This window comes from Candidatus Chlorohelix sp. (genome assembly GCF_037138995.1).
Lineage (GTDB): Bacteria > Chloroflexota > Chloroflexia > Chloroheliales > Chloroheliaceae > Chlorohelix.
Genome location: NZ_JBAXHI010000013.1, coordinates 56136 through 79045, shown reverse-complemented (window position 1 = coordinate 79045; position 22910 = coordinate 56136). Strand labels below are relative to the sequence as shown.

The window sequence follows — 22910 nt, the reverse complement described above, 5'->3', positions numbered from 1 at the left end:
TAGTTTAAATGCCTGAAAAACATTCATCAGAACTGATAGGCGCCAGTAGTTTTTATCTGGATCTAAGATCGGGTCCCCAGATTTCACTCAAGGAAGTTTCCGGGTTAGAAAGTGAAACTGAAGTACGGGAACTTATGCAATCAACCAAAGACGGTAAGGTCGTAATTATAAAATCACAAGGCGCGACCCCGGTTAAGCCGGGAAAAATTACCATCAAGTATGCTGCTTACAAGGGCGACCCGGTTTTAGAATGGCGGCAGCTGGTTATTAATGGCAAGATGGAGGAGGCGCGGCGCGATATACATGTTGTCATTTATGGGGTGGACAATAAAGAAATCATGCGCTTCACCTGTAAAAACTCATGGCCCTCCAAATATGCTTGGTCTAACCTGAGCGCCAAAAGTAACGAAGCACTCGAAATAACCGTAATCATTGATCACGAAGGAATGGAAATCGCTAAGTAATTGGCAGGGCGGTAAAACCTTAACTTTGCCGCCCGATTTCTACCCTCTAGCTATCTTTTTCGATAGGAGCTATGCATGGCTGGCTTGCAGACCGAATTTGATTTCGAGTTGCCCAAAGGTTTTATTGATACAACCGGTACATTGCACCGCAAGGGTAAAATGCGGCTTGCCACCGCTATGGATGAAATTATACCGCTGCGTGACCCGCGAGTACGAAATAATCAAGCCTATCTTTCAATAATATTGCTTTCCAAAGTTGTAACTCGTCTGGGAACCCTTGAATCCAGTGATATTAATACTGGGGTTATGGAAAGATTGTTCTCAGCCGACCTTGCTTATCTGCAAGCATTATATAATCGGATTAATTCGCCCACCTATGATGGCAAAACTTGCCCTACCTGTAATAGACCCTATTATGAAGATGAGGGTGAAAGTGGCGAGGAGGTGAGCCGTGAAGCGGTAATGGGGGGATAGTTTGCTACCCCTCGGAGCAACTTTACGAGGAGGTAGCATATATCGCTTACTACTTTCACTGGAGCGCCGATGAAATCATGGCTTTAGAACATGCAGAGCGGCGTCGCTGGGTTGAGCAAATTAGCTGGATTAATGATAGGCTCAACGGACCAGTTGAACATTCCATTTAGAACAAGTTAGAACAAGGCAAGTGGTAATATGTCAATAAAGGCAAGTATCTCATCAGGACCTGCTTCACGTAAAGATGCTTTATTACCGAGTAAGTTCTGGGTTGAAATTAATGGGGTTATGGAAGCCTTTTTCACCGAATGTAGCGGACTTTCTATTCAAACAGAAGTTATGGAATATAAGGAAGGCGGGCTTAATTCCCGCACTCATAAGCTTCCGGTGCGCTCTACTTTCTCGAATATTACTTTGAAAAAGGGCATGACCGCTTCTAGTCTGATTTATCAGTGGTATATGAAAACTGTTCAGGGTAAACCCGAAACCCATGATTTCAGTATCATTGTCTACTCAAGCAGTTCCCCCGGTATGCCTGTTAAACGCTGGAATGTAAGTAAAGCCTACCCCATAAAATGGAGCAGTTCGGAATTTAAGGCTAGTGATGGGCAGGGTCATTTGGTTGAAACCATCGAACTGGTGCATAACGGTTTTGTAGAAGTACCACAATCAGTTTAAATTATGGAAGAAAATGAAAAGCTAAAAACGAATACTTCCCCTGCTTTTGCTTCTAACGCCTCTTTTTCGATTGCGCGGCGCTTCGGTTACTATGATGCCTTGTCTTCAAGATGGCTAAATACTCCCCCCACCGCACGTTTGGGAAATTCTATCGTAGCGCGTTATAGCGTTTTCTCGCTTCCGTTTGCTACACTTGGACGGGGTTTGCTAAGCGTTCGGCAACGAAGAATCGCTTCGCAAGTGCAGCGCAAGGTGACTGGATTTTCACGAGCTAACCCTACTTCTTACAATATAGAGGAGGCTCAACCGGATTATGAATTTGAAGAGTCCGGCTATGAGAATACCCAACCTGATTTTGCTGATGCTATAGCGGATAACGAGCCAGAGTCAAGGCAAAACTCAATCAATTCAAGTACGCCTCTTGCCCGTGTTCGGGAATTTCAAACTTCGGTACAGCGTAGCCTTGAAGGTTTGGCGCGTAGCCGTGACTGGAGCGGTATGGCAGGGCAAGATGAGTCTGAAATTGAGGGGGAGGTATTCAACTCTTCCGATTCATATCATTTGGATATGGCACAGGCTTCACGTGTGCCAGCACAAGAAGAACCCTTTGCTCGTCTGCCCATTTCCTCGAATGATTCGAGGTTTAGCACAAGCAGTTCACCTATACCGCCAATACAGCCCATTTCGGTTAGTCCTATCGCTTCTTCACTGCAAAGGTTTGTTGCACCCGAAACATCGGCTTTTTCTACAGAAGCACGACCTACCGAAGTATCCGCGCTTATTCCTCCAATTCAGCAGGCAACCCTTGCTGAAAGCGCAGCGATAACGAACTTCCCTGAGACACAAAAAAGCTTTGAGAGGGCTATAACAAAATCAACTGCTGACAGTGTATCGTTGGCAAGTTCTTATGAGCCTGTGCCTGAATTGACTATCCCATCAAATCAAGATACAGGTAATGCCACTCCAACTTTATCTACTAGCGAAACGGCTGTTTCTCCAAACCGATTTGCTCAGAATGTTTCTGATGTAACGCAACCATCTGAACTTGATAATACAGCTTCTGGCACTTCCGTAACGAGCGGTGGTCAATTGCCCACCCTTCCAAGTGCTGGAGCAATTGCTAGGTCTTATGCAAATCAGGAAAATACATACTATCCTTCAGAATCAACCGCACCACCGATGGTTTTTCCGCGAGCGCGAAGGGTTATTCCTTCCACCCGTCAGAACTCCTTATCTAACCCTAAGTTGATGCGACAGCTTTCTGAATTGGCTTCCAGCCGCGAATGGGGCAATATGCTAGAATTCGGTGAAGCGCAAGGAATACCCTCAAGGGAGGGTACGGCATATAGCCCGCCGGAAATAGTGCATTATTCTCCGCGCAAAGTTGATATTGTTTCTTCACAGGCAATTCAAGCAGAATCTAGGACTGCCCCATCCATTACTCGAAGCCTTGCGTCCGGTTTGGATGCTAATATTAATAGCGCAAATAACCAGCTTGCATCTAATCCGATAACAAATTCCGACTTACAAATTAATCAAGGTGGTTCATATAGTCCTGATTCTAAACAAGAGAATGCAGCTACTTCAGCCTTCCAATCTCAACCTATTGAAATCTCCCGCTCAATAGAAAACACTACTTTTGCCCGGAGCGGCAATGCTGCTGGTAGCGCAAGCGCTAGTAGCTTAAGTCAATTACCGACTAGTTTTTCTGAAGCGAAAGAACTAGAGACTATAAAAGAAGTGGCGCAAGAGCCTGAAACGACCACTGCCTTTTTGACTACAACATTGCAAGGACAAAGCGCAATAGCCCGCGCAATCCAGAGAGCAGAGGAGGTAGTTGCGGAAGAAACTGGTATTAATGAAGCAAACTCTCAATCAGGTTTTGAGTCTCCTGCGATGGTCTTCCGTAGCCTAGACACTGCAAGTTCGGTTAATGTTACAGGTACGGAAAATAGAGGAAATATTGCACCTGACACCGACTTAACCAGCGATGCGCAACCTAGCATAGCCAAAAACAGCTCCCTTGAATTGAATAAATTTGATGAGGGCTTTGCATATTTTCAATCACCCTCTACCATGCCTGTGGGAGCGCAAGCTATTAAGCGATTCACGGAAGAGCGTGCCAATATAGCTGCTTGGGCTGAAATCCTGCCGCAAGCTATTAATGCCGGATTTGAAACCCCGTCACCGTCTGTAGCTGAAATCTCAAACGCTTCTACAACTATAAATCGTGTCTTTGTCGCTCAGGATAAAACCGGGAACGCTACTAACGAAACTGCTGCTGCTTCGCCTGCAATAAAGAATAATCCTGCTGAAGTGGCACAAACCGTTTTGCCAGCGCAAGGCTTGATGTCTTCAACAAATTCGGCGCAACGTCTTGGGGAACTTGCCCATACTCGCGAATGGGGCAGTGCGTTTGAAATTGAAGGAATTACATCTTCAGGGTCTAGCCCATCAAGGAAATCGCCGGATATGGTGTATCCTACCGTTGCGCCGAACGTGCCAACTATACAGCGTAGTGTTGCTGCAACCGCTTTTCCTGCATCGAACAGCCCTTCAACCGCTGCGACTCTTAGAGAGTCTGGAATGCCAATTGCTGATAGCGTAACTTCCGCCATGCCATCCGGTGTACCTGATAGCACAGGTCTGGAATTTACTCAGACTTCCATTTCACGCGCAATAGAACGGGCTATTCAGGCAGATGAAGTGATTGCCGCTACGACAGCAACACCGGATTTAAATTTCATCACGCCACCTTTGATAATGCGTAAAGTGGGCGATTTTACACCTGCTGCTCAGGATTTTAATGTTACGGCTAATCCAGATTTTGCTGAATCGGCGCAAGCTTATACACCCGGTATATTAGCTTTGCCTGTCTCATTTGAAGCGGTTTCTCCCTCACTTGGCAGTACCTTTGTAATGCGTAGCTTGCCTGTGACTGATTCCAAATATGACATTGAGCAGGCTTATCTTACTGATATAGCGAGTATGAGAGGCACACCTCAACATGAAAACAGGTCTAACGAGGGTGTGCCTTCCACGAACATGTCACATCTATCTAGCGTTCAGCTACCAACTTTTCAGGCAAGCACTTCTGCTGATTCGGGAAGAAAGGCTCAACGAGAATCATCACTAATGGAGAGCAGTTTTACTAGCGGTTCGGGTTTATTCCGCTCAACTTTACTTCCGGCTGTATCGTCAATAGATAACACAACGCAACCTGTCAGAATAGAGCGAATGATTATGCGCCATTTGAATGTAGCTAACACTTCAACCGAGTCGGCTTCCGCTGATAAGGATGAACTAAATTATCCCGCCCGTAATGTTATTGACCAACACGCTGATATTGAACGCACCGTATTGCGCCATATCTCGCTTGCTAATGCCTCACAAGTTGGCGGCACACAGAGCGAATGGGCGTATGCTTCCAGCCAACCGGTACATCTGCGCCCGGAACCCGTTACACGCAGTGTTGAAACAGCAGCGGTTTCTTACGGCATTCAAAGGGTTACTGATGGAATCTCTTCTGAAAATAACGCCAGTCCGCATTCATCTCAGTTAGGCGGCAGTTCACAACCACAAGCGGAAGTGGATATTGAAAAAATTACGGCGGAAATTTATCGTAAATTGAAACGAGACATGCAGATTGAACGGGAACGCTTAGGCTTGAGAAGCGGCTTAATGAGATAGAGCAGTAAACGGGGAAAGAAGAATGTCACAGAATAATATTACAGGGGGTTTACCCACAGATAAAAAAGCAGTTATTGTCATCAAGAAAAAGAGTGGACCTGAAAAACGTCTGACTTGCCACTTCAACCCAACCGATTATACTATTTCACGCGATATAACATGGCAATTTAAATCGGTACTTGGTAAAGATGTGCCGGTAGCCGATTTTCAAGGTGGCGGGGCAAACAAATTAACCCTGAAACTGCTTTTTGATACCACTATGGAAGCGGGCGCACCTAAAGATGTACGCAGCGACACCAAGCATCTTTGGGATGCCGCATACATAGATAACGGCAGCAAAGATGCCTTAACCAATAAAGGCGAACCGCCGCATGTCCTGTTTATTTGGGGTACAACTTGGTCATTTGAAGCAATTATTACTAACATCAACCAAGAATTTACCCTGTTCAGCGATAGCGGAATACCCTTGCGCTCAAATGTAACTCTGAGCATGACTCAGGTGGTGGATGACCGCAATTTTGGGCGGCAAAACCCTACCAGCGGCGGTATTCAGGGCAAAATCCATGTAGTGCGCGAAGGGGATCGCCTTGATTTGATTGCCAACCAATATTATAGCAAACCAATGAAATGGCGTGATATTGCGGATTATAACAATATTGATAACCCGCGCTTAATTAAGCCGGGCATGCGTTTGGTAATACCTGAATAAGATTTCATGAGGTAAGCATAGTGACAACTGAGCAAAAATTAAATAATCAAAAAACCATTGCCTATTGTCATGTAAAAATCAGCGGTAGCCCACTTAGCTCCGAAATTATGGATTCCATCATTTCGATTGAGGTGAACCAGACCCTTTACCTACCTTCTATGTTCACGATTAAGTTATATAACGATGATTTAGCGTGGACTGACAATGCAAAGCTTAAGATTGGCAATGAAGTTGTGATTTCGATGGGCTATGTAGATACCATTGAATTAATAAAGGGAGAAATAACCGCAATAGAGCTTGAATTTTCTATTTCCCGATTACCTGTTCTGACCATACAGGGCTATGATAAATTACATCGGCTGCAACGTGGGCGTGTCACCCGCACTTTTATTAACTCCAAAGATAGCGACATTGTATCTAGTATTGCTATGGAAAAGGGTTTGACCGCTGAAGCTTCCGACACCAGCATTGTTTACCCATATATTTTACAAAACAATGAATCCAACCTAGAATTTTTGCAAAGACGCGCCAAGCGGATTGGGATGGAGCTATTTTTTCAGGATGGCAAGCTATATTTGCGAAAACACACACAGGGACGCAAGGTAGCCACCTTATCCTATGGTGAGGATTTACTTAGTTTAAATGCTAGAATCAGCTATGTAGCTAATGTTACTGACGTTCTGGTACGGGGTTGGGATGTAAAGAACAAACAAGCAATCGTTGGGACTGCAACCTCTGCAACTGGTTTTTCTTCTCTCACTTCTACCAATGAGTCGTCAGCAAGGAGCGCTTTTGACGCAACAACAAAAACCGCCGCTTTATTCAGCCCGGTAACGACCCAGAGTGAAGCCGATAAGGTGGCAGAAGCTATTTTCGAGGAGCTTTCAGGAAGAATAATGCAGGTGGAGGGGAGCGCGTTTGGAACTCCTGCACTTCTACCGGGAAAATGTGTTGAACTTGCCAAGATTAGTACCACCTTTAGCGGGGATTATTATTTAACCTCATGTAATCACCGCTATGGAATTGAAGGCTATGTCACCGAATTTACGGCAAGCGGTAAGCAAGCGAACACCTTTGCCGAACAGGTTGGCGGGGGCGAGAACCATTGGGAATTATCACGCGGCGTAGTAATCGGGATTGTGACGAATCTAAATGACCCGGATAATTTGGGTCGGGTAAAGATAAAATTCCCGTGGTTGCCGCAGGCGCAAGGTCAGGATATAGAAAGTAACTGGGCAAGAGTAGCAATGCCAATGGCAGGCAATAATAGGGGCTTTTTCTTTATGCCCGAAGTAAATGATGAGGTTCTGGTAGCTTTCGAGCAGGGCGACTTGCAATACCCCTATATTATCGGCGCCCTCTGGAACGGTAAGGATGCGCCACCAGAACTAAGTCAAGCTCTTTCTAATGGCGTGGTAAAACAACGGCTGATTAAATCCAAAAGCGGACATGTTATCACGCTGGACGAAAGCGATGATAAACCTAAAATCAGCATTGTGGACAAAACTGGCAGCAATAAAATTATTATAGACTCTCAAAATAATACTATTACTATAGAGTCGAAAGATAAAATCAGTATTACTTCTACTACCAAAGACATAGAACTTAAAGCTGCTGCCGGGAAAGTGACCTTAGATGCAAAAGAGATTGAAATCAAAAGTAGCACTAACACGAAAATATCTGCTACTGCCAAGATGGAAGTAACAGGATTGAATCTAGAAGTGAAAGCTTCTGCCTCTGCCAAGATAGATGGCGGCGGTATGACCGAAATCAAAGGCGGATTAATCAAGCTAAACTAGGAGGTAACAATAGATGCCACCAGCCGCAACTATGGGAGATAAAGCCAATGGAGTTTGCACCCACATTATTATGGTGCCTGCCCCTCCCGGTCCGCCAATACCGACACCGATTCCTCACCCGTTCGTTGGTACTATAGTGGGCGGATGCAGCGCCAATGTCCTTATAGGGGGCAAGCCTGCTGCAATTATGGGAGCAACTGTACAGAATCTCCCTCCGCATGTGCCGATGGGACCGGGTCCCTTTGGACCTCCGCCACCTTCCAATTCTGCTACCGTGATTAAGGGTAGCGCAACCGTGTTAATAAATAATAAACCCGCGGTTCGTACCGGGGATTTTTCTACCGTTTGTACCACCAGCGCAGTTCCCGGAAACGCCGTAATTGTTGGCACTGCTATGACAGTTCAAATCGGAGGCTGACTTGGATAGAGACGGTCTTACAGAACTGGGGTTCATCGGCTCAGGCTGGGCTTTCATTCCAGACAAAGGCACTGGCGTAAATGGGGATGGCGGGATTTCTCTATCCAGCGGAGACCGTGACATTGCCAAGTCAATATTCCTGATTTTAAGCACCGCACCCGGAGAAAGGGTAATGCGCCCTCAGTTCGGCTGTGGTATTCACGATTTGGTGTTTGCCTCGCCCGGTCCGCAAGTTTTCGGTCTCATTTCCTATTACGTTACTCAAGCATTAGGGCGTTGGGAACCCCGTATAGACGTTGAAAATGTTGATACAACTGTAGATGGACGCAACCCGGAACGGCTTATCATAAATATATCTTATACTGTTCGCCAGACCAATAACGAACGCAATCTGGTTTATCCATTCTATGTTATACCGCGAGGAGAGGAATAGGAAAGAATGTCTCTGCCGCAAATAAAACTGGACGAACGCACTTTTCAAGATTTAGTGGATGAGGCAAAATTGCGTATTCCGCGCTATTGCCCCGAATGGACTAACCACAACGTAAGCGACCCCGGCGTAACGCTGATTGAGCTTTTCGCTTATATGGTTGACCAGTTGCTATATCAAATTAATCGTGTGCCAGAAAAAAATTACCGCTCTTTTCTGGATATGATTGGCGTGAAATTAGCCCCACCCAATCCGGCGAGAACTGAGGTTACTTTTCGGCTTTCCGCACCCCAACCCGGACCGATTACTATTCCAAAATATACCGAAGTATCCACAGTACGCACCGAAACCAACGAAGCGCGGATTTTTACCACCGAGCGAGATTTGCAAATTGTGCCGCCTTACTTGAAATATGTGCTGACTACCGCTAATTCGCAAACTTTTTCAGACCGGAGCAAAATGACTCTGGATAAGTTGCCAAATCCGGTGGCAGTGTTTCAGGATGAGCCACAACCCGGTAATGCCTATTACTTGGGATTTAGCCAGAATATTTCTAGCAATACGCTGGTGGTAGGTTTAGACTGCGAAAAAATCGGGGTAGGCATTAACCCTGATGATGCCCCTCTAATTTGGGAATATTGGGACGAGCGCGAGGGTGATTGGCGTTCGCTGGAATTAATGCGCGATACCACAGGCGGTTTGACCGTACCGTTTGCAGAAGTTGAGTTGGCAATACCCTCTACTGCGGGGCAACATGAAATTGAATTGGTTAGTGGTTCGGGCGAACCGCTGATAGCGTGGTGGCTACGCTGCCGTTACCGCGAACTTAGCAAAGGGCAACCGGATTATAATAAATCCCCGGTAGTGCGTAAATTCAGCGCATATACTATTGGCGGTACAGTCCCGGTTATGCACTGTCAAATAATCCGCATGGAAGAACTGGGTCGCTCAACTGGAGAATCTGGGCAGCGTTTCCGGTTGCGAAATACGCCGGTTCTGGCATTGAACCATGCCGAGAATGAAACCATAATGATTGAGTATCTGGATGAACGCGCCCCAGAAATCTGGAAACAAGTACCGGATTTCTCAGAGTCGGATGCCAAATCTAAACATTTTACTTGTGACCCGGTGACGGGGGAAATTGCTTTTGGACCTGCTATTCGCAACCCGCGTGGTGAAATCGAGCAGTGCGGCGCAATTCCTCCCTTTGATACCCGAATTAATATGATAGCCTATCGCAATGGGGGTGGAATAGAGGGTAATGTCGGCAGCCAAACCCTAACCGTTCTCAAAAGCTCGATTGCCTATGTAGATAGCGTAAATAATCGCCGCCCTGCTACGGGAGGAACTAGCGCCGAATCCCTTGAGCATGCCTTACAGCGAGGACCCCGCACCTTACGCGCCCGCAACCGCGCAGTTACCGCCGAGGATTTCGAGGTTCTGACGCGAGAAGCTACCAGTGGGGTAGCACGGGTACGCTGCCTTACTCCAAGTTCAACCGGCAACGGTAATGGCAATGGAGAAGATGAGCGGATTGACCCCGGAACAGTGGTATTGCTGGTAGTACCTGAAATTGACCCAGAATTGCGTGAATTGCGCCCGGAGCATTTAAATATCCCCAATTTTATGCGTACCGATATTTTGGATTATCTGGATGAGCGTCGCTTGATTACTACTCAAGTTCAGTTGGCTATACCTAAATATCAGTGGGTTACGGTTCAAACCAGAATTAAATCTACCAACTCGTTTGCGAATGAGCGCATCAAGCGTGAAGCGGAGCGTCGTTTATATAGCTTTATTCGACCCGTTCATGGCGGACCTGACCCTTCTATGCGCTACACAACACCGGGGGAAGGGTGGCCCTTTGGGCGCATACTCTATTTATCCGAAATCTTCCCCATCCTACAAACCATTGAGGGGGTTGAATTTGTCGAGCGCATACAACTTTTCCCTGTGGCGGATATTTCGCGTGGGCAAGCCGGAAACCCGGTAAATGAAATAAATCCTGGGGCGCGTGGTTTATTATGTTCGTATCGCCACCAAATTGTATTTATCTAAAGGAATACGACTATGACCAAACCTTCGCTCTTTGCAATAGCGCTGGAATTTTTCAACAGTCTAGACTGGAATTATGAGATTGCCGGGGGTGGTACTGCCTTGAGCTTGAGCTTTGAAGGGGAGAATGGCGAATGGCAGTGCTATGCCGACATCAAGGATGATGAGGAGCAATTCGTCTTTTACTCGGTTTGCCCGGAAACGACTCCACATGAACAGCGTTCGGCTATGGCGGAGTTTCTGACACGCGCAAACTACGGGATAATTATCGGTAATTTCGAGATGGATTTCGAGGATGGGCAAGTCAGTTATAAAACCAGTATAGATGTTGAGGGTGCGCGATTGACGGTTGCGCTGGTGCAACGTTTGGTTGAATCGAATCTTGACATGATGGATTTGTTCTTACCGGGCATTAGAACAATTAATCAAGGGAAAATGACCCCTGCCGAAGTTTTAGCAAAGATTGGGTAGAAAGAAAAATGACTACCGCTTTTGAAAAATGGCTGGAGTCCAGCAAAAACTACCAAAGCCCCAACGGGATTGAGAAAACTCAACCTAGCGAATTACTAAAGTACCTGCCGGGTCTTTATGCGCGGGATGAGTTTATGGGGCGTTTCCTCAAGATATTTGAAGATACCCTCAAACCCTTACAGCAGATGGCGGATAACCTCGCTTACTATTTTCACCCGCTTATGACTTCACCTGAGATGATGGAATGGCTTGCCAATTGGGTAAATCTTGCGCTAGATGAAAACTGGTCTTTGGAACAAAGGCGCAAATTAGTTCTTTCAGCCTCAGATTTGTACAGCAGACGCGGCACTAAACGCGGTTTGGCTGAATATCTCAAGCTATATACCGGCATTGAACCGGATATAGCCGAATATATGGATGGGATGTCACTGGGACCGGAAACGTATCTTGGAATAAATACTACTATTGCAGGGCGTGAACGCTATGGTTTTACCGTTACTCTGAGGCTGAATGGAATCAGCCCGGAGGAAATGGCGCAGAAAGAAATTATTATCCGGCGTATTATCGAAGCCGAAAAACCGGCTCATACTATTTATCGCTTGAAAATTTTAACAGGTCAACAGTCTTGATAATTGGCACAGGAGATATAAATGACCTTCCGCCCACAGACAACCACAAAATTTCGCTTTTTGCGAGTAAACCCGTTCAGAGGTTTGCTTATAGATGAAAATACATGGGCTGACGCGCACGATTACCACCGCAATATGATGCGTTTTCACCTACTCTCGATGCACGGAGTAGGTATTGTGCAGGGTCTTGAGGTGGTGGCGATGCAGCCCGCCGACAATCGCCTAACCGTAAAACAGGGAGTAGCGATTGATTCGGAAGGTCGCTTGCTTTATCTTTCAGAACCGCAAATTATTACAATGCCGCCTGCCGATGCAGTTGCTACCGCTTTTGTTGTGCTGGAATATCAGGAAAAGCAGGCGCAAATGCAAGCTGTAACCGATGGCGGCAAGGCACAGCCAACCCGTGTGTTGGAAAGCTGTCAGGTTCGCGCCAGCCTTGAGCCTGTACCCGGTTCGATAGAGATAGCACGTATCAGCTATAATCCGGCAACCAAGCAAGTCCGTAACCCTACGGTAGTAATGCAACCCGGTCCGAATGAAATTGATATGACGGCGCGAGTTATGGCAGCCGGCACGGGAGCATCGGCAAACCCGGTGCGCCAAAATCGTATTAGCTTGACGGTTGGGATAGTACGCTACGGGCCGCCCGCCAGTTCGGAATGGAAACGCCATTCGGATGGGGTGCGCCGATTACTGCGTGATGTTGGCGCGAATACTATACTTGATGCGAACCTATTAGATGGCGTTAGCCCAATGGATGAAGCTGCCATTCGCAGTTGTCGGGTACTGTATATGACGGGGCGAGTAGGTTTCGGTTTCAGCCCTGAAGAAGAACAATCTTTGCGGCGATTTCTTGACCGGGGCGGTATTTTGTGGTGCGAGCCATGCCGTAACGGTTTGCCTAGTGGTACGCCAGACGATTTCAGCCGTTCTAGTATTGAACTGGCACAACGCCTGAATCGGCAATTAATTCAGCCGCGCTTTGGTCATCCCTTATTAAACTCCCGTTATCTTTTTGCCAGTTCCCCTCCCGCGCTTGACCCTGCCGGTGTGGTAGTCGAAGCCAATCGCCTGATAATTACCGGGGGCGATTATGGTTGCCTTTGGGAAGGACGTGGTCAAGAACGCGCCGAACCACCCTCCCGCGAAATCTTGCGCTCTGCCGGAGAGTTTGGCGCAAATGCGCTCTTTATGGCGGTTGAGCAAGGCTAATCGTATTGAATATTATCTCCTGTTGGCTATAATATGGCTATTGAAAACAAGCATTTGGGGGTTATTAGTATAGTTCTATCTAACCCCTTGCTTAGTTTTCCGTAGGAGTTTTACTTTGTCTGATACGGGCAAACTCGATCTTGAATTGCATATAAATCTGGTGGATACCGGCTACCAATCCGAATTGAAAACGGCTGACGGCTCGGCTATACTCAATAGTTTTCGCCTGTCCTATGCCCCGCATGAAATAGAAAACCTCATCACCTATTTGCGCCAAGCTCAGCAATACGGTAACGGGCTGGATAGCCCAGAAATGCAGGTTATCCAACAATTCGGCTGGAGTCTCTTTAACCAAGTCTTCAATAACCAGATGGAGGGCGCTCTGCGAGAAAGGCTTGTTCAGGCGCGGCGTGAAGACCACAAAATCCGATTAAGATTGGCTCTTGACCCTGAAGATTCTTTACTTAACCAACTTCCGTGGGAGTATTTATACTATCCCAACGCTAAAAGTTATTTTAATCTTGCCGGCGGCATTATTTTTTCACGCTCCACCGGAAACGGGCTTCACTACGAATACGCAAAAATTAGCTTACCGTTGAAAATGTTGGTTTTTGATGATTCCTCTGACAGTAGTAATTATTACTTAGAAATCGAAGAAGCGGTCAAGGAGCAGCGTTATCAGGGGTTGCTACAAATTACTGCTGCCCCAAATGCGGCGGATATTGCGAATATACTTGCTGATGATGAATTCCATCTAATCTGGCTGAAATGCAGCTTTGCCGCTGAAACATCGGCTAGTTCACACAGCTTCTCTATCTCCGAATCCAGTCACTGGCTTTCGATTTGTCCGAAATTGCGTATCCTTATACTTGAAAAAAACACTAATGAACTTGCCGAGATGAACGCGCTGGGCAATTCGCTGGTGCATGAAGGCTGGGGCGGTTGTGTACTGATACCCTTTGAGTTAAATTCGGAAGGGCGCGAAATTGTAGCGCGTGGGTTATTAAGCGGATTGGCGCAGGGCTTGGGTTTAGATGAAGCGGTGGCACGTATTCGTGAATTGCTCTTTACTAGCGGTCATGAAGCGGATTGGGGCGCTTTGCTGGTTTTCACCGCGCACCCTACCGGAAAGATGTTCCAACTTGAAAGCCAAAATTCCGAAGAAATACGTAAGCGGCAATTATCTACGCTGTCGCGAGATGCCAAAGTATCACTGGATCAGGAGAAATGGGCGCGTGCGAAAGAATTGCTGGAACAATTATTGCAACTTGAACCAGACCGTCCAGAATTAAAGAAATTGTTGGACTATGCCAGACGTAATCAAACATTGGATGAGCAATACCAGAATGCTAAAACTCTGTTGCAAGAGGAACGCTGGTTGGCTGCTCTGGAAGAGTTCCACAAAATTAAAGCGCAGGATTCCCGCAATCGTTTCAAGGATTTGCCCTCACTGATAGTAGAAGCAGAGTCTAAGGTACAAGATATCCAGAAAATAGAGGAAGCAACTAGCCTTTTTTCTTCAGCGCAGATGGCGGTAATGGTAAAAGATTGGACGCTTGCCATTGAGCGTCTTGAGCAGGCATTGCGCTTGTATCCGGCATTAGAAGAAGCCGAGAGCCTTTTTAAGCAAGTCAGGTTGCAACAACAATTGCTGGAACTCTACACCGTAGGGCGTGATTGCTTTGAAGCTGAACGCTGGCATGAAGCGTTGGAACGTCTCTACAAATTGAGAGAACTAGATAGCGGAATGCTCTATGGCGATACTCATAACATGATAGCTGAAGCCGAAGCCAAAGAGTCGCTAGAGCAGAAAAAATCCCAAATAATTGAGCTTGAGGCTGAATCCCAATACTATTTTGAGCAGCAACGTTGGAATGAGGGTATTTCCTGTTTTGAACAATTGCTGAAACTTGCGCCTGCTCATCCGACTGCTTCTGAAAAAATCGCTTTTGCCAGAGTCCAGTTAATTTTGGCTGACCTTTTTGCAAAGGGCGATACGGCATTAGCGAAAGAACAATGGCTGGAAGCGATAGAGTTCTTTACACAACTACATTCGTTGGATGGGCTGAACCAATATCCGCAGGCATCGCTTTTGGTGGCTGAAACTGAACTGAAGATAGATAAAGCACAAAAACGCGCCCGCACTGCTACTATGCTGGAAGAAGCAAATACCGCGTTAGCGAAAGAAATTTGGGCAACTGCCATACGCAAACTTGAAGTGGCGTTAACGCTCGAACCCGATAATGCCGAAGCTTCAGAAAAATTAGAGTACGCCCGCAATCAGCAAACACTTAGTACCCTTTACCAGAAAGGGCGCGAGAACTACGAAGCAAAACGCTGGGATGATGCGCTGGAGATATTTGGCAAATTGCAAGCGGTTGATAAGTCGGCGCAATACAGCGATGTCGAAGCACTTATTTCAATTACCAGCGAGAAGCGCACCGAATCGCAGCTTGAAGCAATGTACGCAGGGGTAAAGATTGCGCTTGAACAGCAAGATTGGGCGGCTGCCCATCAAAAGCTCGAATCAATTTTTGCAATTAATCCTAGCTTCAAAGATACCGCCGAACTGCTGAATAAAGTTCGCCAAAAGGTAGCCGAAAGCCTTTCACAAAATGCTGCCGCGTTTTTAAACGAACCTGTAAAGAGCGATAGCGGTGAGTATGGCTATCAAATTGAGTTGAAATTGACTACCTCATTGGCAGGTTATCAGCTAGAGATGACTACTAGCGAAGGCAATCGGTATCTTGGTAACTTTGCCCTGACCTATAACTCCCAGCAATTGGACAATTTGTTATGGTATTTGCGACAAGCGCGTTATATTGATGTGGGGTTTGATAGTCCTGAAATGCGGGCTGTTCAAAAATTTGGCTGGAATCTATTTATCGAACTGTTCAACAATGAGATGGAAACTGCCCTTCGCAATATTTTGGTACAGGGCGAGCGCGAGGGAAAATTTACCACTATAAGGTTATTGCTAGGTAGTGATTCAACCTTAAATATTTTACCGTGGGAATATCTGTACTATCCTTATGCCAACAGTTATTTAGGGTTAGCAGGCGATATTTCGCTGGTAAGGTTAGTTGAAACCGAAAAAGAACCTGTTCCGGTGCAAGTGCGTGGTACGGTTCGGGTTTTGTGTTGGGTTAGTGCGCCAGAGGGCTACACTAAAATAGACTCCGAAGAATACCGGCAAGCGTTGGCTGATTCGGCAGGTGAGTACCGACAGCGTGGTTTGATAAGCCTAGAAAGAGTTAAGGACTCTACATTTTCGGCGTTGCAAAAGCAGTTATGGGTAGGCGAACACCATGTTTTATGGGTTGTTGCTCCGGTAGAAAGAGGCGAACTGAGAATCACTGGTGAAGATGGCGAACCCGAAAGCCTGAGTGTCCTAAAGCTTTGGAACTTGCTAAAGGAACATCCCGGCATCCGCTTGGTAGTTTTTGAAACTTCGGTGGGAGATGGCGCAACCGGAATTAATACCATCGCACAGGCGTTAGTAGAACAAGGTTTAGCCGGATGTGTGGCATTGCCCTTTGAAATTTCCGAAAAGACTCGCGAAACGCTGGCACACGAAATTCTTGGAGGAATAAGTGAAGGCAAAAGTATAAACAGCGTGATGGCGCAAGCTCGCTTTGCCATTTACGAGAATAAAAATCAGGTTGAGTGGGGTACACCCATTTTATACACGCAGCGTCGCGATGGCATTCTATTCAATATACTTTCAACCTCCCCCGATGAGCAGCGCGTTAAGCAGCTTGAAGCCCTAGAAAACGAAGCAGATTCTGCTATTGAACGTGAAGAATGGGGAAGGTCAATCGAGCGTCTTCAAAAACTTCTAGAGCTTGACCCCTATAGAAAGGAAACCGCCCAAAAACTACACCAACTTGAATTCAAACAGGTACAAGCCCGGCTTTATGCCGAAGGTCGCGGGTTTTTTGACTCCGGCAACTGGAGTGAAGCCTTGCGGGTATTTCGCACCTTAAAGGAAAATGATAGCGATGGGCATTATCTAATAGTTGATTGGCTAATCACAGATTCACAACACAATTTGGAAGAACAGCTATATCAGGAACACCTATCACAGCTTTATACCGATGCCCTCGCAGCTTTTGAAACCGAAGAATGGGATGCGGCTGTAAATGGTTTTGAAATAATCGTCAATAAAGAGCCAGAATACCGCGAGGTAGCACAGCTAGTAGCGCAAGCTCGCCAGAAGTTGAAAGAAGCGCAAGAACGTGTCCCGCGCCTTTATGAAGAAGCGCGTCAAGCTCTAAAAGAAAAAAACTGGGTGTCTGCAATTGAAAAGTTGGTAGATGTGCTGGCAGCCGAACCCGACCACCCGAATGCACAACAATTGCTGGATAAGGTGCGCTATTACCAAATTTTAGAGGCACTTAAATTTACCTTGAAGATGCAGATAGAATCCAAAAAATGGTATGAGGCTGCAATTACGCTTGAATTATTGCGTAAACGTGATAAAAAAGGGGAATTTACCGATATTATCAGTAGCGCAAAAGTGGTTATTACCGAAGTTAACAACAAGATAAATACTCTTATGGGTATTTCTAGAGTTGCAATTGAAGAGCAAGAGTGGGATAAAGCGATTGAAAAATTAACTGCCGTCCTTGAATTATCGCCAGAGCAGCCTGAAGCAAATGTATCTTTACCGCGTGTCCAACTCAGCCAGAGTTTGCAATCGGTTTATCAAATTGCTCGTGAAAAGCATGCCACAGCCGAATGGCAGGAAGCGTTGGATGGGTTTCGCCAAGTCAAGATGATGGATAGAGGCGGCTTATATACCGACCTCGATTGGTATATTACCGATACACAAGCGCGTATGGAGGAGTCCAATCACCAAGCACAGTTTGTAGCAATGGAGCAGGAAGCCCAATTTGCCGTTGACCGAGGTGATTGGGCGGTAGCAGTGCAAAAGCTGGAAAACCTGTTAGCTATATATCCTTACCACCCTGAGACTCAAAACAAGCTGACTTACGTTAAGCAACAATTAGAACTAGAACAGCTTTACATAATTGGAAACGACCATTTGCAAGCAGGACGTTGGCAGGAAGCCTCCGAGACGCTGCGCCGTTTACAAGCCTTTGATATGTATGGGCGTTATCCACAGGTAGCAGGGATGATTGCTTTTGCCGAGAGTAATTATGCCCCTATTCAGCCACTTACCAGCAGTTTCCCGTTAGTTTCCTCTACCCCATCGGCACAAGCGCATGCTAAGAAAGCCCAATCTTCGCAAAAAAACGTCAATAATAGCCAGACAACCGGGAAAAATAAAAACAAGGAAACAAAAAGCGCTGCAAAAACCGAAGCCGCTAAAAAACCGCTTGTTCCTGATTCTACTGTTTCTTTCAGAGTCAGGCTCTTGTTTTTCTTCTGGGGACTGATACCGATAGCATTGCTAGTGTTGCTGGTATTAAATTTGCTAAGACGGTAAAACCAACGCAACCGGATTAATGCTAAACTGTAAGGCTACTACTTTAGATTTTGTGCAATCCCCCTAACCTTTTTGCTCATATCTTTCTGGGTATCTTTGGCGGGCAGGTGTTAGCAAACCTACCGCCGAAAGTAGAACGCCTATCGCTCCCATTGCAACCAGCATAAATGTAACCCCTGTAACCTCTGCAATTGCGGTGGTTATGGCTGCGCCGAACATTCCCGGAACCCGCATGAAGAACCAGAAAAAAGCGGTAACTCGTCCTAGCATGTGGCTTGGCGTAATTTGTTGGCGAAGTGACATAGAGGATATGCCGGAAACCATATTCCCAAACATATAAAAAATTGATAGTATTGCAATTGCTATGATTCCCTGTACGAAACCTATCAAGCCAATACAAAGTGAGCCAACTGCCAAACCACCCAACCAGCAAACGCCAAACCCAAATTTGCGGCGGAGTGGCGCTACCCCAATACCGCTGGCAATCGCCCCGATACTGGCTACACCTAAAACCAAACCTACGGTATCATCGCTTTGTCCAAGTGGGTGTTTCAGGTAAAAGATAAAGAGATCCAGCCCGGCTGTGGAAATAAATGAGTTTACCGCTAACAATAAGGCTACCGCTCTTAGCACTGGCTGACGAAACAGAAACTTTGCTCCCTCCAGCCACTCGTTCCAGATGTTTGGTTTATACTTTTGGTCTGGTGGCAGCTGTTTATTCCATTGTACCAAACAAAGCGAAATTGCCGAGAATAAAAAAGAAATTGAATTCAGCCCCAGCGCAACAATAGGTCCAAAGATTGCTGAAAGCAGTCCGGCTAACATTGGACCGACTACAAAGCAAGTACCTACTGTCACTTGCAAACGCCCATTCGCTTCTGTTACCTGCTCTCGCTCTACCAACCCGGCTATGGCGGTGATATAGGCAACTTGAAAGAAGGCTGACAGAATTGCGCCCACAAAGGTGAGAAGGTAAATCAGCCAGATTTGTGACCCAAGCAACCACCAACCTATCGGCGCTAACATGTACACCAGCGCTTGCCCTATGTCGCAGACTATCATTAATTTGCGGCGGTTTACGCGATCTACCACTAGTCCGGAAACTAAATTTGCCAATAATTGACCCAAACCGAATAGACCAGTTACCAGTCCCATTTGTGCTACCGATCCGGTAGCTTGTAAAACCAATAGTGGTAGAGCAATAAAGGCGAAGGAATCTCCTAAGCTATTAATCGTTTGCCCAGTCCAGAAGATGTTGAAGTTACGGTTGCGCCATAGGCTTGGTGGAGAGCTTTCTCCTTGCAATATAGGCGCTATTAAATTACTTGACATAATTATTTATTTTTATCATCTCTCAAGTCTAACACCATTGACGTTTATTCGGCAAGTTGGTATAAAAGCACACTATACCCGGAATATTAGACATAAAAAAATAGGCTAATAAATTGGATTGTGGTAAGCTCTAGGAATGACACCCCCTCTACTATAGGCAACAGCAGAGGGGATTCTTGTCAGCTTCGTTCAATATGAAGTTTCAGGAAGTGGGTAGCACAAGAAATACAGGGGTCATAATTGCGTATTGCCTGTTCACATCTCAACGTAAGTTCGTCTGTAGGCATATTCATATTTTTGGTTACAAACTTCAGAAGGTCATCTTCGATAATCTTCTGATTTTGTGAAGTTGGCGGAACAATTTTTGCTTCAGTAATCAACCCTTCCTTATCAACTTTGTAGCGGTGATACAGGATACCTCTAGGAGCTTCGGTGCAACCGTATCCGCTGGACAAGCGCGGTTCAACTTCAATTGCGGGAGCGTCCGGTTCTTCATATTGTGCAATCAAGCGCAATGCTTCATCACAGGCGTAAAGCGTTTCGACTGCACGCACTATGATACTTTTGAATGGATTGTTGCAGCTAGTTTCAAGCCCTGCTTCGAGGGCGGTTTCCTGAGCCAGCGGGGAAAGTTTGTCAAAATTCAGATTGTAACGCGCCAACGGACCTACAAAATAAGGCTTGCTTCCAATTAGGCGCGAATGTAGCGCGTTGGAGCGCTGGACATGCTCTTCTCTAAAGTGGGTTTCGTAATCGGAAATCGCTATATCCAGACCTTTATTTGAGATCAGTCGCCCTTCGTTAAAAGGGTATTCATCGGGATGGCGTAACGCTACATAGACGTAATCACGCTCAAATTCTGGCATCGGTAGGGTTGCAGTAAATTTTACCGCTTGAATTGCTATTTCCCGCGCTTGTTTAAGTTTTTCTGCCAAGGGCTTAAGCTCTTTTTTGCGAGGTGCTCGGTAAAAGCCACCAACCTTGACGTTAATCGGGTGTATCTCGCGACCACCCACCAGCGCGACAATTTCATTGCCTGCTTTTTTCAGTTGCAATGCGCTTTTGACCAAATCCGGGTAGTCTTTTGAAAGTGTCAGAGAATCTGGGTAGCCTAGAAAATCAGGCGCATGCAGCATAAAGACATGCAGCGCATGGCTCTCAATCCACTCTCCGCAATAAAGCAAGCGTCTTAGCGCACGCAATTGTCCCTCTACCTTGACCCCAAAGGCATTTTCGAGGGCATGCACAGAACTCATCTGGTAGGCAACCGGGCAAATCCCGCAAATACGTGCGGTTATATCAGGCACTTCGCGGAAATCACGCTCCCGCAAGAAAGCCTCAAAGAATCGGGGAGGTTCGAATATTTGCAGCCTTACATCCTCAACCGTATTATCCTTGATTTTGACGTGCAGCGAGCCTTCACCCTCTACCCGCGACAGATAATCAACTTTGATTGTTTTAACGCTCATGTGACCTGCTCTCTTTTCTAAAAGCCTCAGCGTAAGCGTTGAAGCTTCGGAACGCGCGTACAAGTTCGGGTTTGCTCTTGCCCATTTCTTCCCATTGTGCGCCTAAAGAAGCGGTATTGGGGGTTTCCTTTGGTCCGTAGCAGCCAAAGCAATTGCGCTGATAAGAAGGGCAGAGCGCATTGCATCCGGCGTGTGTGACCGGTCCCAAGCAAGGAGTTCCATTCGCAACCATCACGCAAACGGTTTGCCGCATTTTGCATTCCACGCATACGCTATAAGGCGGCGTATTAGGTCTGCGCCCATTTAGCATCGCGTTTATTACTTCCAGTAGTTGGTATTTATTGATAGGGCAGCCCTGCAACTCAAAATCCACCCTTACATGCTGCGCGATAGGCGTTGAGCGATCTAGGGTGCTGATAAATGCAGGATTGGCATAAACCGCGCTGGTAAATTCTTTTACATCCTTAAAATTGCGGAGCGCTTGAATACCGCCCGCATTGGCGCAAGCTCCAATCGTAATGAGGTATTTTGAAAGGTTGCGTACTTTCTGGATGCGTTCGGCATCATGTAAAGTGGTAATTGAACCTTCCACCAGTGATATATCATAAGGTCCCTTGAGTACAGTGCTAGAGGCTTCGGGGAAATTGGCAATTTCTACCTTTTCCGCCACCGCCAATAGCTCATCCTCACAATCGAGCAGGCTTAGCTGGCAGCCATCGCATGAGGCGAACTTCCAGATTGCCAGTTTTGGTTTTTTCTCAGGCTGCATTTCAAACCTCCCACTTTTTGAACCAATCTTGAATCTGGTCAAATCTGAAAACAGGACCATCCTTGCACACAAACACCGGACCTACTTGGCAATGTCCACAAAGCCCGATGGCACATTGCATATTGCGCTCCATCGAGACGTAAATATGGTCAAGAGGCACACCACGTTTTTCCAGTTCCATAATAGTATAGCGCATCATTATTTCGGGACCGCACACCAGCGCCACCGCATTATGAGGGTCGAAAGGCACTCTAGGTATAAGGGTAGTCACTACGCCAACATCGCCCATCCAACTTCCGGTAGCGCGGTCAGTTGTTACTTCTACCGTCATATCAAAGCGGCTGCGCCATTTAGCCAATTCGCTTTTGTAAAGCACTTCTTGGGGAGTACGCGCCCCATATAGCAGCACAAACTTACCGTAATTAGGGCGATTGGCGAGAATATGGTAAATGGCGGGGCGCAAGGGCGCGAGTCCAATTCCACCCGTTATAAGTACAATATCCTTGCCGATGGCTTTATCCACGGGCCATGGAGACCCGAACGGACCCCGCACTCCAATTTTGTCACCGGGTTTTAGCATACGCATAGCATTAGTGACAGAACCAACCGCTCTTAAAGTATGCACAAGAGTTTCAGGATGAGACGGATCTCCGCTGATTGATATAGGCACTTCGCCTACCCCAAACATATAGAGCATGTTGAATTGTCCCGGTTGAAAACGAAACTCGCTGTGTCCATTTACCGGTTCAAGCAATAGGGTAAAGGTATCATTCGTTTCCTTGCGAACCTGCTCAACCACAAAAGGAATGGGTAGCATAGAATCTGGCAAGGCAGATGAAATGATTTCAGCAGAACTCAT

Annotated in this window: 18 protein-coding genes; 14 read left to right on the top strand and 4 right to left on the bottom strand. The window is 46.4% G+C overall.

Annotation, left to right across the window (positions count from 1 at the left end; genetic code table 11):
- Nucleotides 1–8: 8 nt before the first annotated feature.
- From WCK19_RS08265 to WCK19_RS08200, 14 genes are all read left to right on the top strand, one after another.
- Complete coding sequence (locus tag WCK19_RS08265) at nt 9–464, top strand: phage tail protein (RefSeq protein WP_342396903.1); 456 nt, start codon at nt 9–11, stop codon at nt 462–464.
- A 75-nt stretch (nt 465–539) separates the two neighbouring features.
- A complete protein-coding gene (locus tag WCK19_RS08260) occupies nt 540–938 on the top strand; it encodes a hypothetical protein (RefSeq protein ID WP_342396902.1) in 399 nt (132 codons plus the stop codon).
- Nucleotides 935–1108 (top strand): DUF6760 family protein, encoded by a 174-nt coding sequence (locus WCK19_RS08255; protein WP_341469846.1) that lies wholly within the window; start codon nt 935–937, stop codon nt 1106–1108. Before WCK19_RS08260 ends, WCK19_RS08255 begins: the two co-directional genes overlap by 4 nt.
- A gap of 28 nt (nt 1109–1136) precedes the next feature.
- Nucleotides 1137–1616: a phage tail protein gene (locus WCK19_RS08250; RefSeq protein ID WP_342396901.1), complete on the top strand. Its 480-nt coding sequence runs from the start codon at nt 1137–1139 to the stop codon at nt 1614–1616.
- A 3-nt stretch (nt 1617–1619) separates the two neighbouring features.
- The gene (locus WCK19_RS08245; RefSeq protein WP_342396900.1) at nt 1620–5306 is read left to right on the top strand and encodes a hypothetical protein; all 3687 of its coding nucleotides are present in this window, start codon (nt 1620–1622) and stop codon (nt 5304–5306) included.
- A gap of 22 nt (nt 5307–5328) precedes the next feature.
- Entirely contained in the window at nt 5329–6015 is a 687-nt protein-coding gene (locus WCK19_RS08240; protein WP_342396899.1) for a LysM peptidoglycan-binding domain-containing protein, read from the top strand.
- 20 nt (nt 6016–6035) lie between these two features.
- A complete protein-coding gene (locus tag WCK19_RS08235) occupies nt 6036–7814 on the top strand; it encodes a VgrG-related protein (RefSeq protein WP_342396898.1) in 1779 nt (592 codons plus the stop codon).
- A 13-nt stretch (nt 7815–7827) separates the two neighbouring features.
- Nucleotides 7828–8232 carry a PAAR domain-containing protein gene (locus WCK19_RS08230; RefSeq protein ID WP_342396897.1) on the top strand — a complete coding sequence of 135 codons (405 nt, stop codon included), beginning with the start codon at nt 7828–7830 and terminating at the stop codon, nt 8230–8232.
- Nucleotide 8233: 1 nt separating this feature from the next.
- Complete coding sequence (locus WCK19_RS08225; protein ID WP_342396896.1) at nt 8234–8665, top strand: GPW/gp25 family protein; 432 nt, start codon at nt 8234–8236, stop codon at nt 8663–8665.
- Between the two features lie 6 nt (nt 8666–8671).
- Nucleotides 8672–10720, top strand: coding sequence for a putative baseplate assembly protein (locus tag WCK19_RS08220; protein ID WP_342396895.1), 2049 nt, complete (start codon nt 8672–8674; stop codon nt 10718–10720).
- Between the two features lie 12 nt (nt 10721–10732).
- Nucleotides 10733–11188, top strand: coding sequence for a YbjN domain-containing protein (locus tag WCK19_RS08215; RefSeq protein ID WP_342396894.1), 456 nt, complete (start codon nt 10733–10735; stop codon nt 11186–11188).
- A gap of 8 nt (nt 11189–11196) precedes the next feature.
- Entirely contained in the window at nt 11197–11817 is a 621-nt protein-coding gene (locus WCK19_RS08210) for a phage tail protein (protein WP_342396893.1), read from the top strand.
- Nucleotides 11818–11838: 21 nt separating this feature from the next.
- Nucleotides 11839–13029 (top strand): DUF4159 domain-containing protein, encoded by a 1191-nt coding sequence (locus WCK19_RS08205; RefSeq protein WP_342396892.1) that lies wholly within the window; start codon nt 11839–11841, stop codon nt 13027–13029.
- 115 nt (nt 13030–13144) lie between these two features.
- Nucleotides 13145–18481 carry a CHAT domain-containing protein gene (locus WCK19_RS08200; protein ID WP_342396891.1) on the top strand — a complete coding sequence of 1779 codons (5337 nt, stop codon included), beginning with the start codon at nt 13145–13147 and terminating at the stop codon, nt 18479–18481.
- A gap of 63 nt (nt 18482–18544) precedes the next feature.
- Here WCK19_RS08200 and WCK19_RS08195 read toward each other — a convergent pair whose 3' ends face one another.
- The 4 genes from WCK19_RS08195 to WCK19_RS08180 form a co-directional block, all read right to left on the bottom strand.
- Entirely contained in the window at nt 18545–19813 is a 1269-nt protein-coding gene (locus tag WCK19_RS08195; RefSeq protein WP_342396890.1) for an MFS transporter, read from the bottom strand.
- A gap of 179 nt (nt 19814–19992) precedes the next feature.
- Complete coding sequence (locus WCK19_RS08190; RefSeq protein WP_342396889.1) at nt 19993–21282, bottom strand: Ni/Fe hydrogenase subunit alpha; 1290 nt, start codon at nt 21280–21282, stop codon at nt 19993–19995.
- Entirely contained in the window at nt 21272–22051 is a 780-nt protein-coding gene (locus WCK19_RS08185; protein WP_342396888.1) for a hypothetical protein, read from the bottom strand. The genes WCK19_RS08190 and WCK19_RS08185 overlap by 11 nt, the downstream gene beginning before the upstream one ends.
- 1 nt (nt 22052) lies before the next feature.
- Entirely contained in the window at nt 22053–22910 is an 858-nt protein-coding gene (locus WCK19_RS08180) for an FAD/NAD(P)-binding protein (protein ID WP_342396887.1), read from the bottom strand.

Excerpts from the sequence above, each read along its gene's own strand:
- WCK19_RS08265 (WP_342396903.1), top strand. The coding sequence starts at position 9 with ATGCCTGAAAAACATTCATCAGAACTGATAGGCGCCAGTAGTTTTTAT.
- WCK19_RS08260 (WP_342396902.1), top strand. The coding sequence starts at position 540 with ATGGCTGGCTTGCAGACCGAATTTGATTTCGAGTTGCCCAAAGGTTTT.
- WCK19_RS08250 (WP_342396901.1), top strand. The coding sequence starts at position 1,137 with ATGTCAATAAAGGCAAGTATCTCATCAGGACCTGCTTCACGTAAAGAT.
- WCK19_RS08245 (WP_342396900.1), top strand. The coding sequence starts at position 1,620 with ATGGAAGAAAATGAAAAGCTAAAAACGAATACTTCCCCTGCTTTTGCT.
- WCK19_RS08240 (WP_342396899.1), top strand. The coding sequence starts at position 5,329 with ATGTCACAGAATAATATTACAGGGGGTTTACCCACAGATAAAAAAGCA.
- WCK19_RS08230 (WP_342396897.1), top strand. The coding sequence starts at position 7,828 with ATGCCACCAGCCGCAACTATGGGAGATAAAGCCAATGGAGTTTGCACC.
- WCK19_RS08220 (WP_342396895.1), top strand. The coding sequence starts at position 8,672 with ATGTCTCTGCCGCAAATAAAACTGGACGAACGCACTTTTCAAGATTTA.
- WCK19_RS08215 (WP_342396894.1), top strand. The coding sequence starts at position 10,733 with ATGACCAAACCTTCGCTCTTTGCAATAGCGCTGGAATTTTTCAACAGT.
- WCK19_RS08210 (WP_342396893.1), top strand. The coding sequence starts at position 11,197 with ATGACTACCGCTTTTGAAAAATGGCTGGAGTCCAGCAAAAACTACCAA.
- WCK19_RS08205 (WP_342396892.1), top strand. The coding sequence starts at position 11,839 with ATGACCTTCCGCCCACAGACAACCACAAAATTTCGCTTTTTGCGAGTA.
- WCK19_RS08195 (WP_342396890.1), bottom strand. The coding sequence starts at position 19,813 with ATGTCAAGTAATTTAATAGCGCCTATATTGCAAGGAGAAAGCTCTCCA.
- WCK19_RS08190 (WP_342396889.1), bottom strand. The coding sequence starts at position 21,282 with ATGAGCGTTAAAACAATCAAAGTTGATTATCTGTCGCGGGTAGAGGGT.
- WCK19_RS08185 (WP_342396888.1), bottom strand. The coding sequence starts at position 22,051 with ATGCAGCCTGAGAAAAAACCAAAACTGGCAATCTGGAAGTTCGCCTCA.
- WCK19_RS08180 (WP_342396887.1), bottom strand. The coding sequence starts at position 22,910 with ATGAGTTCTGCTGAAATCATTTCATCTGCCTTGCCAGATTCTATGCTA.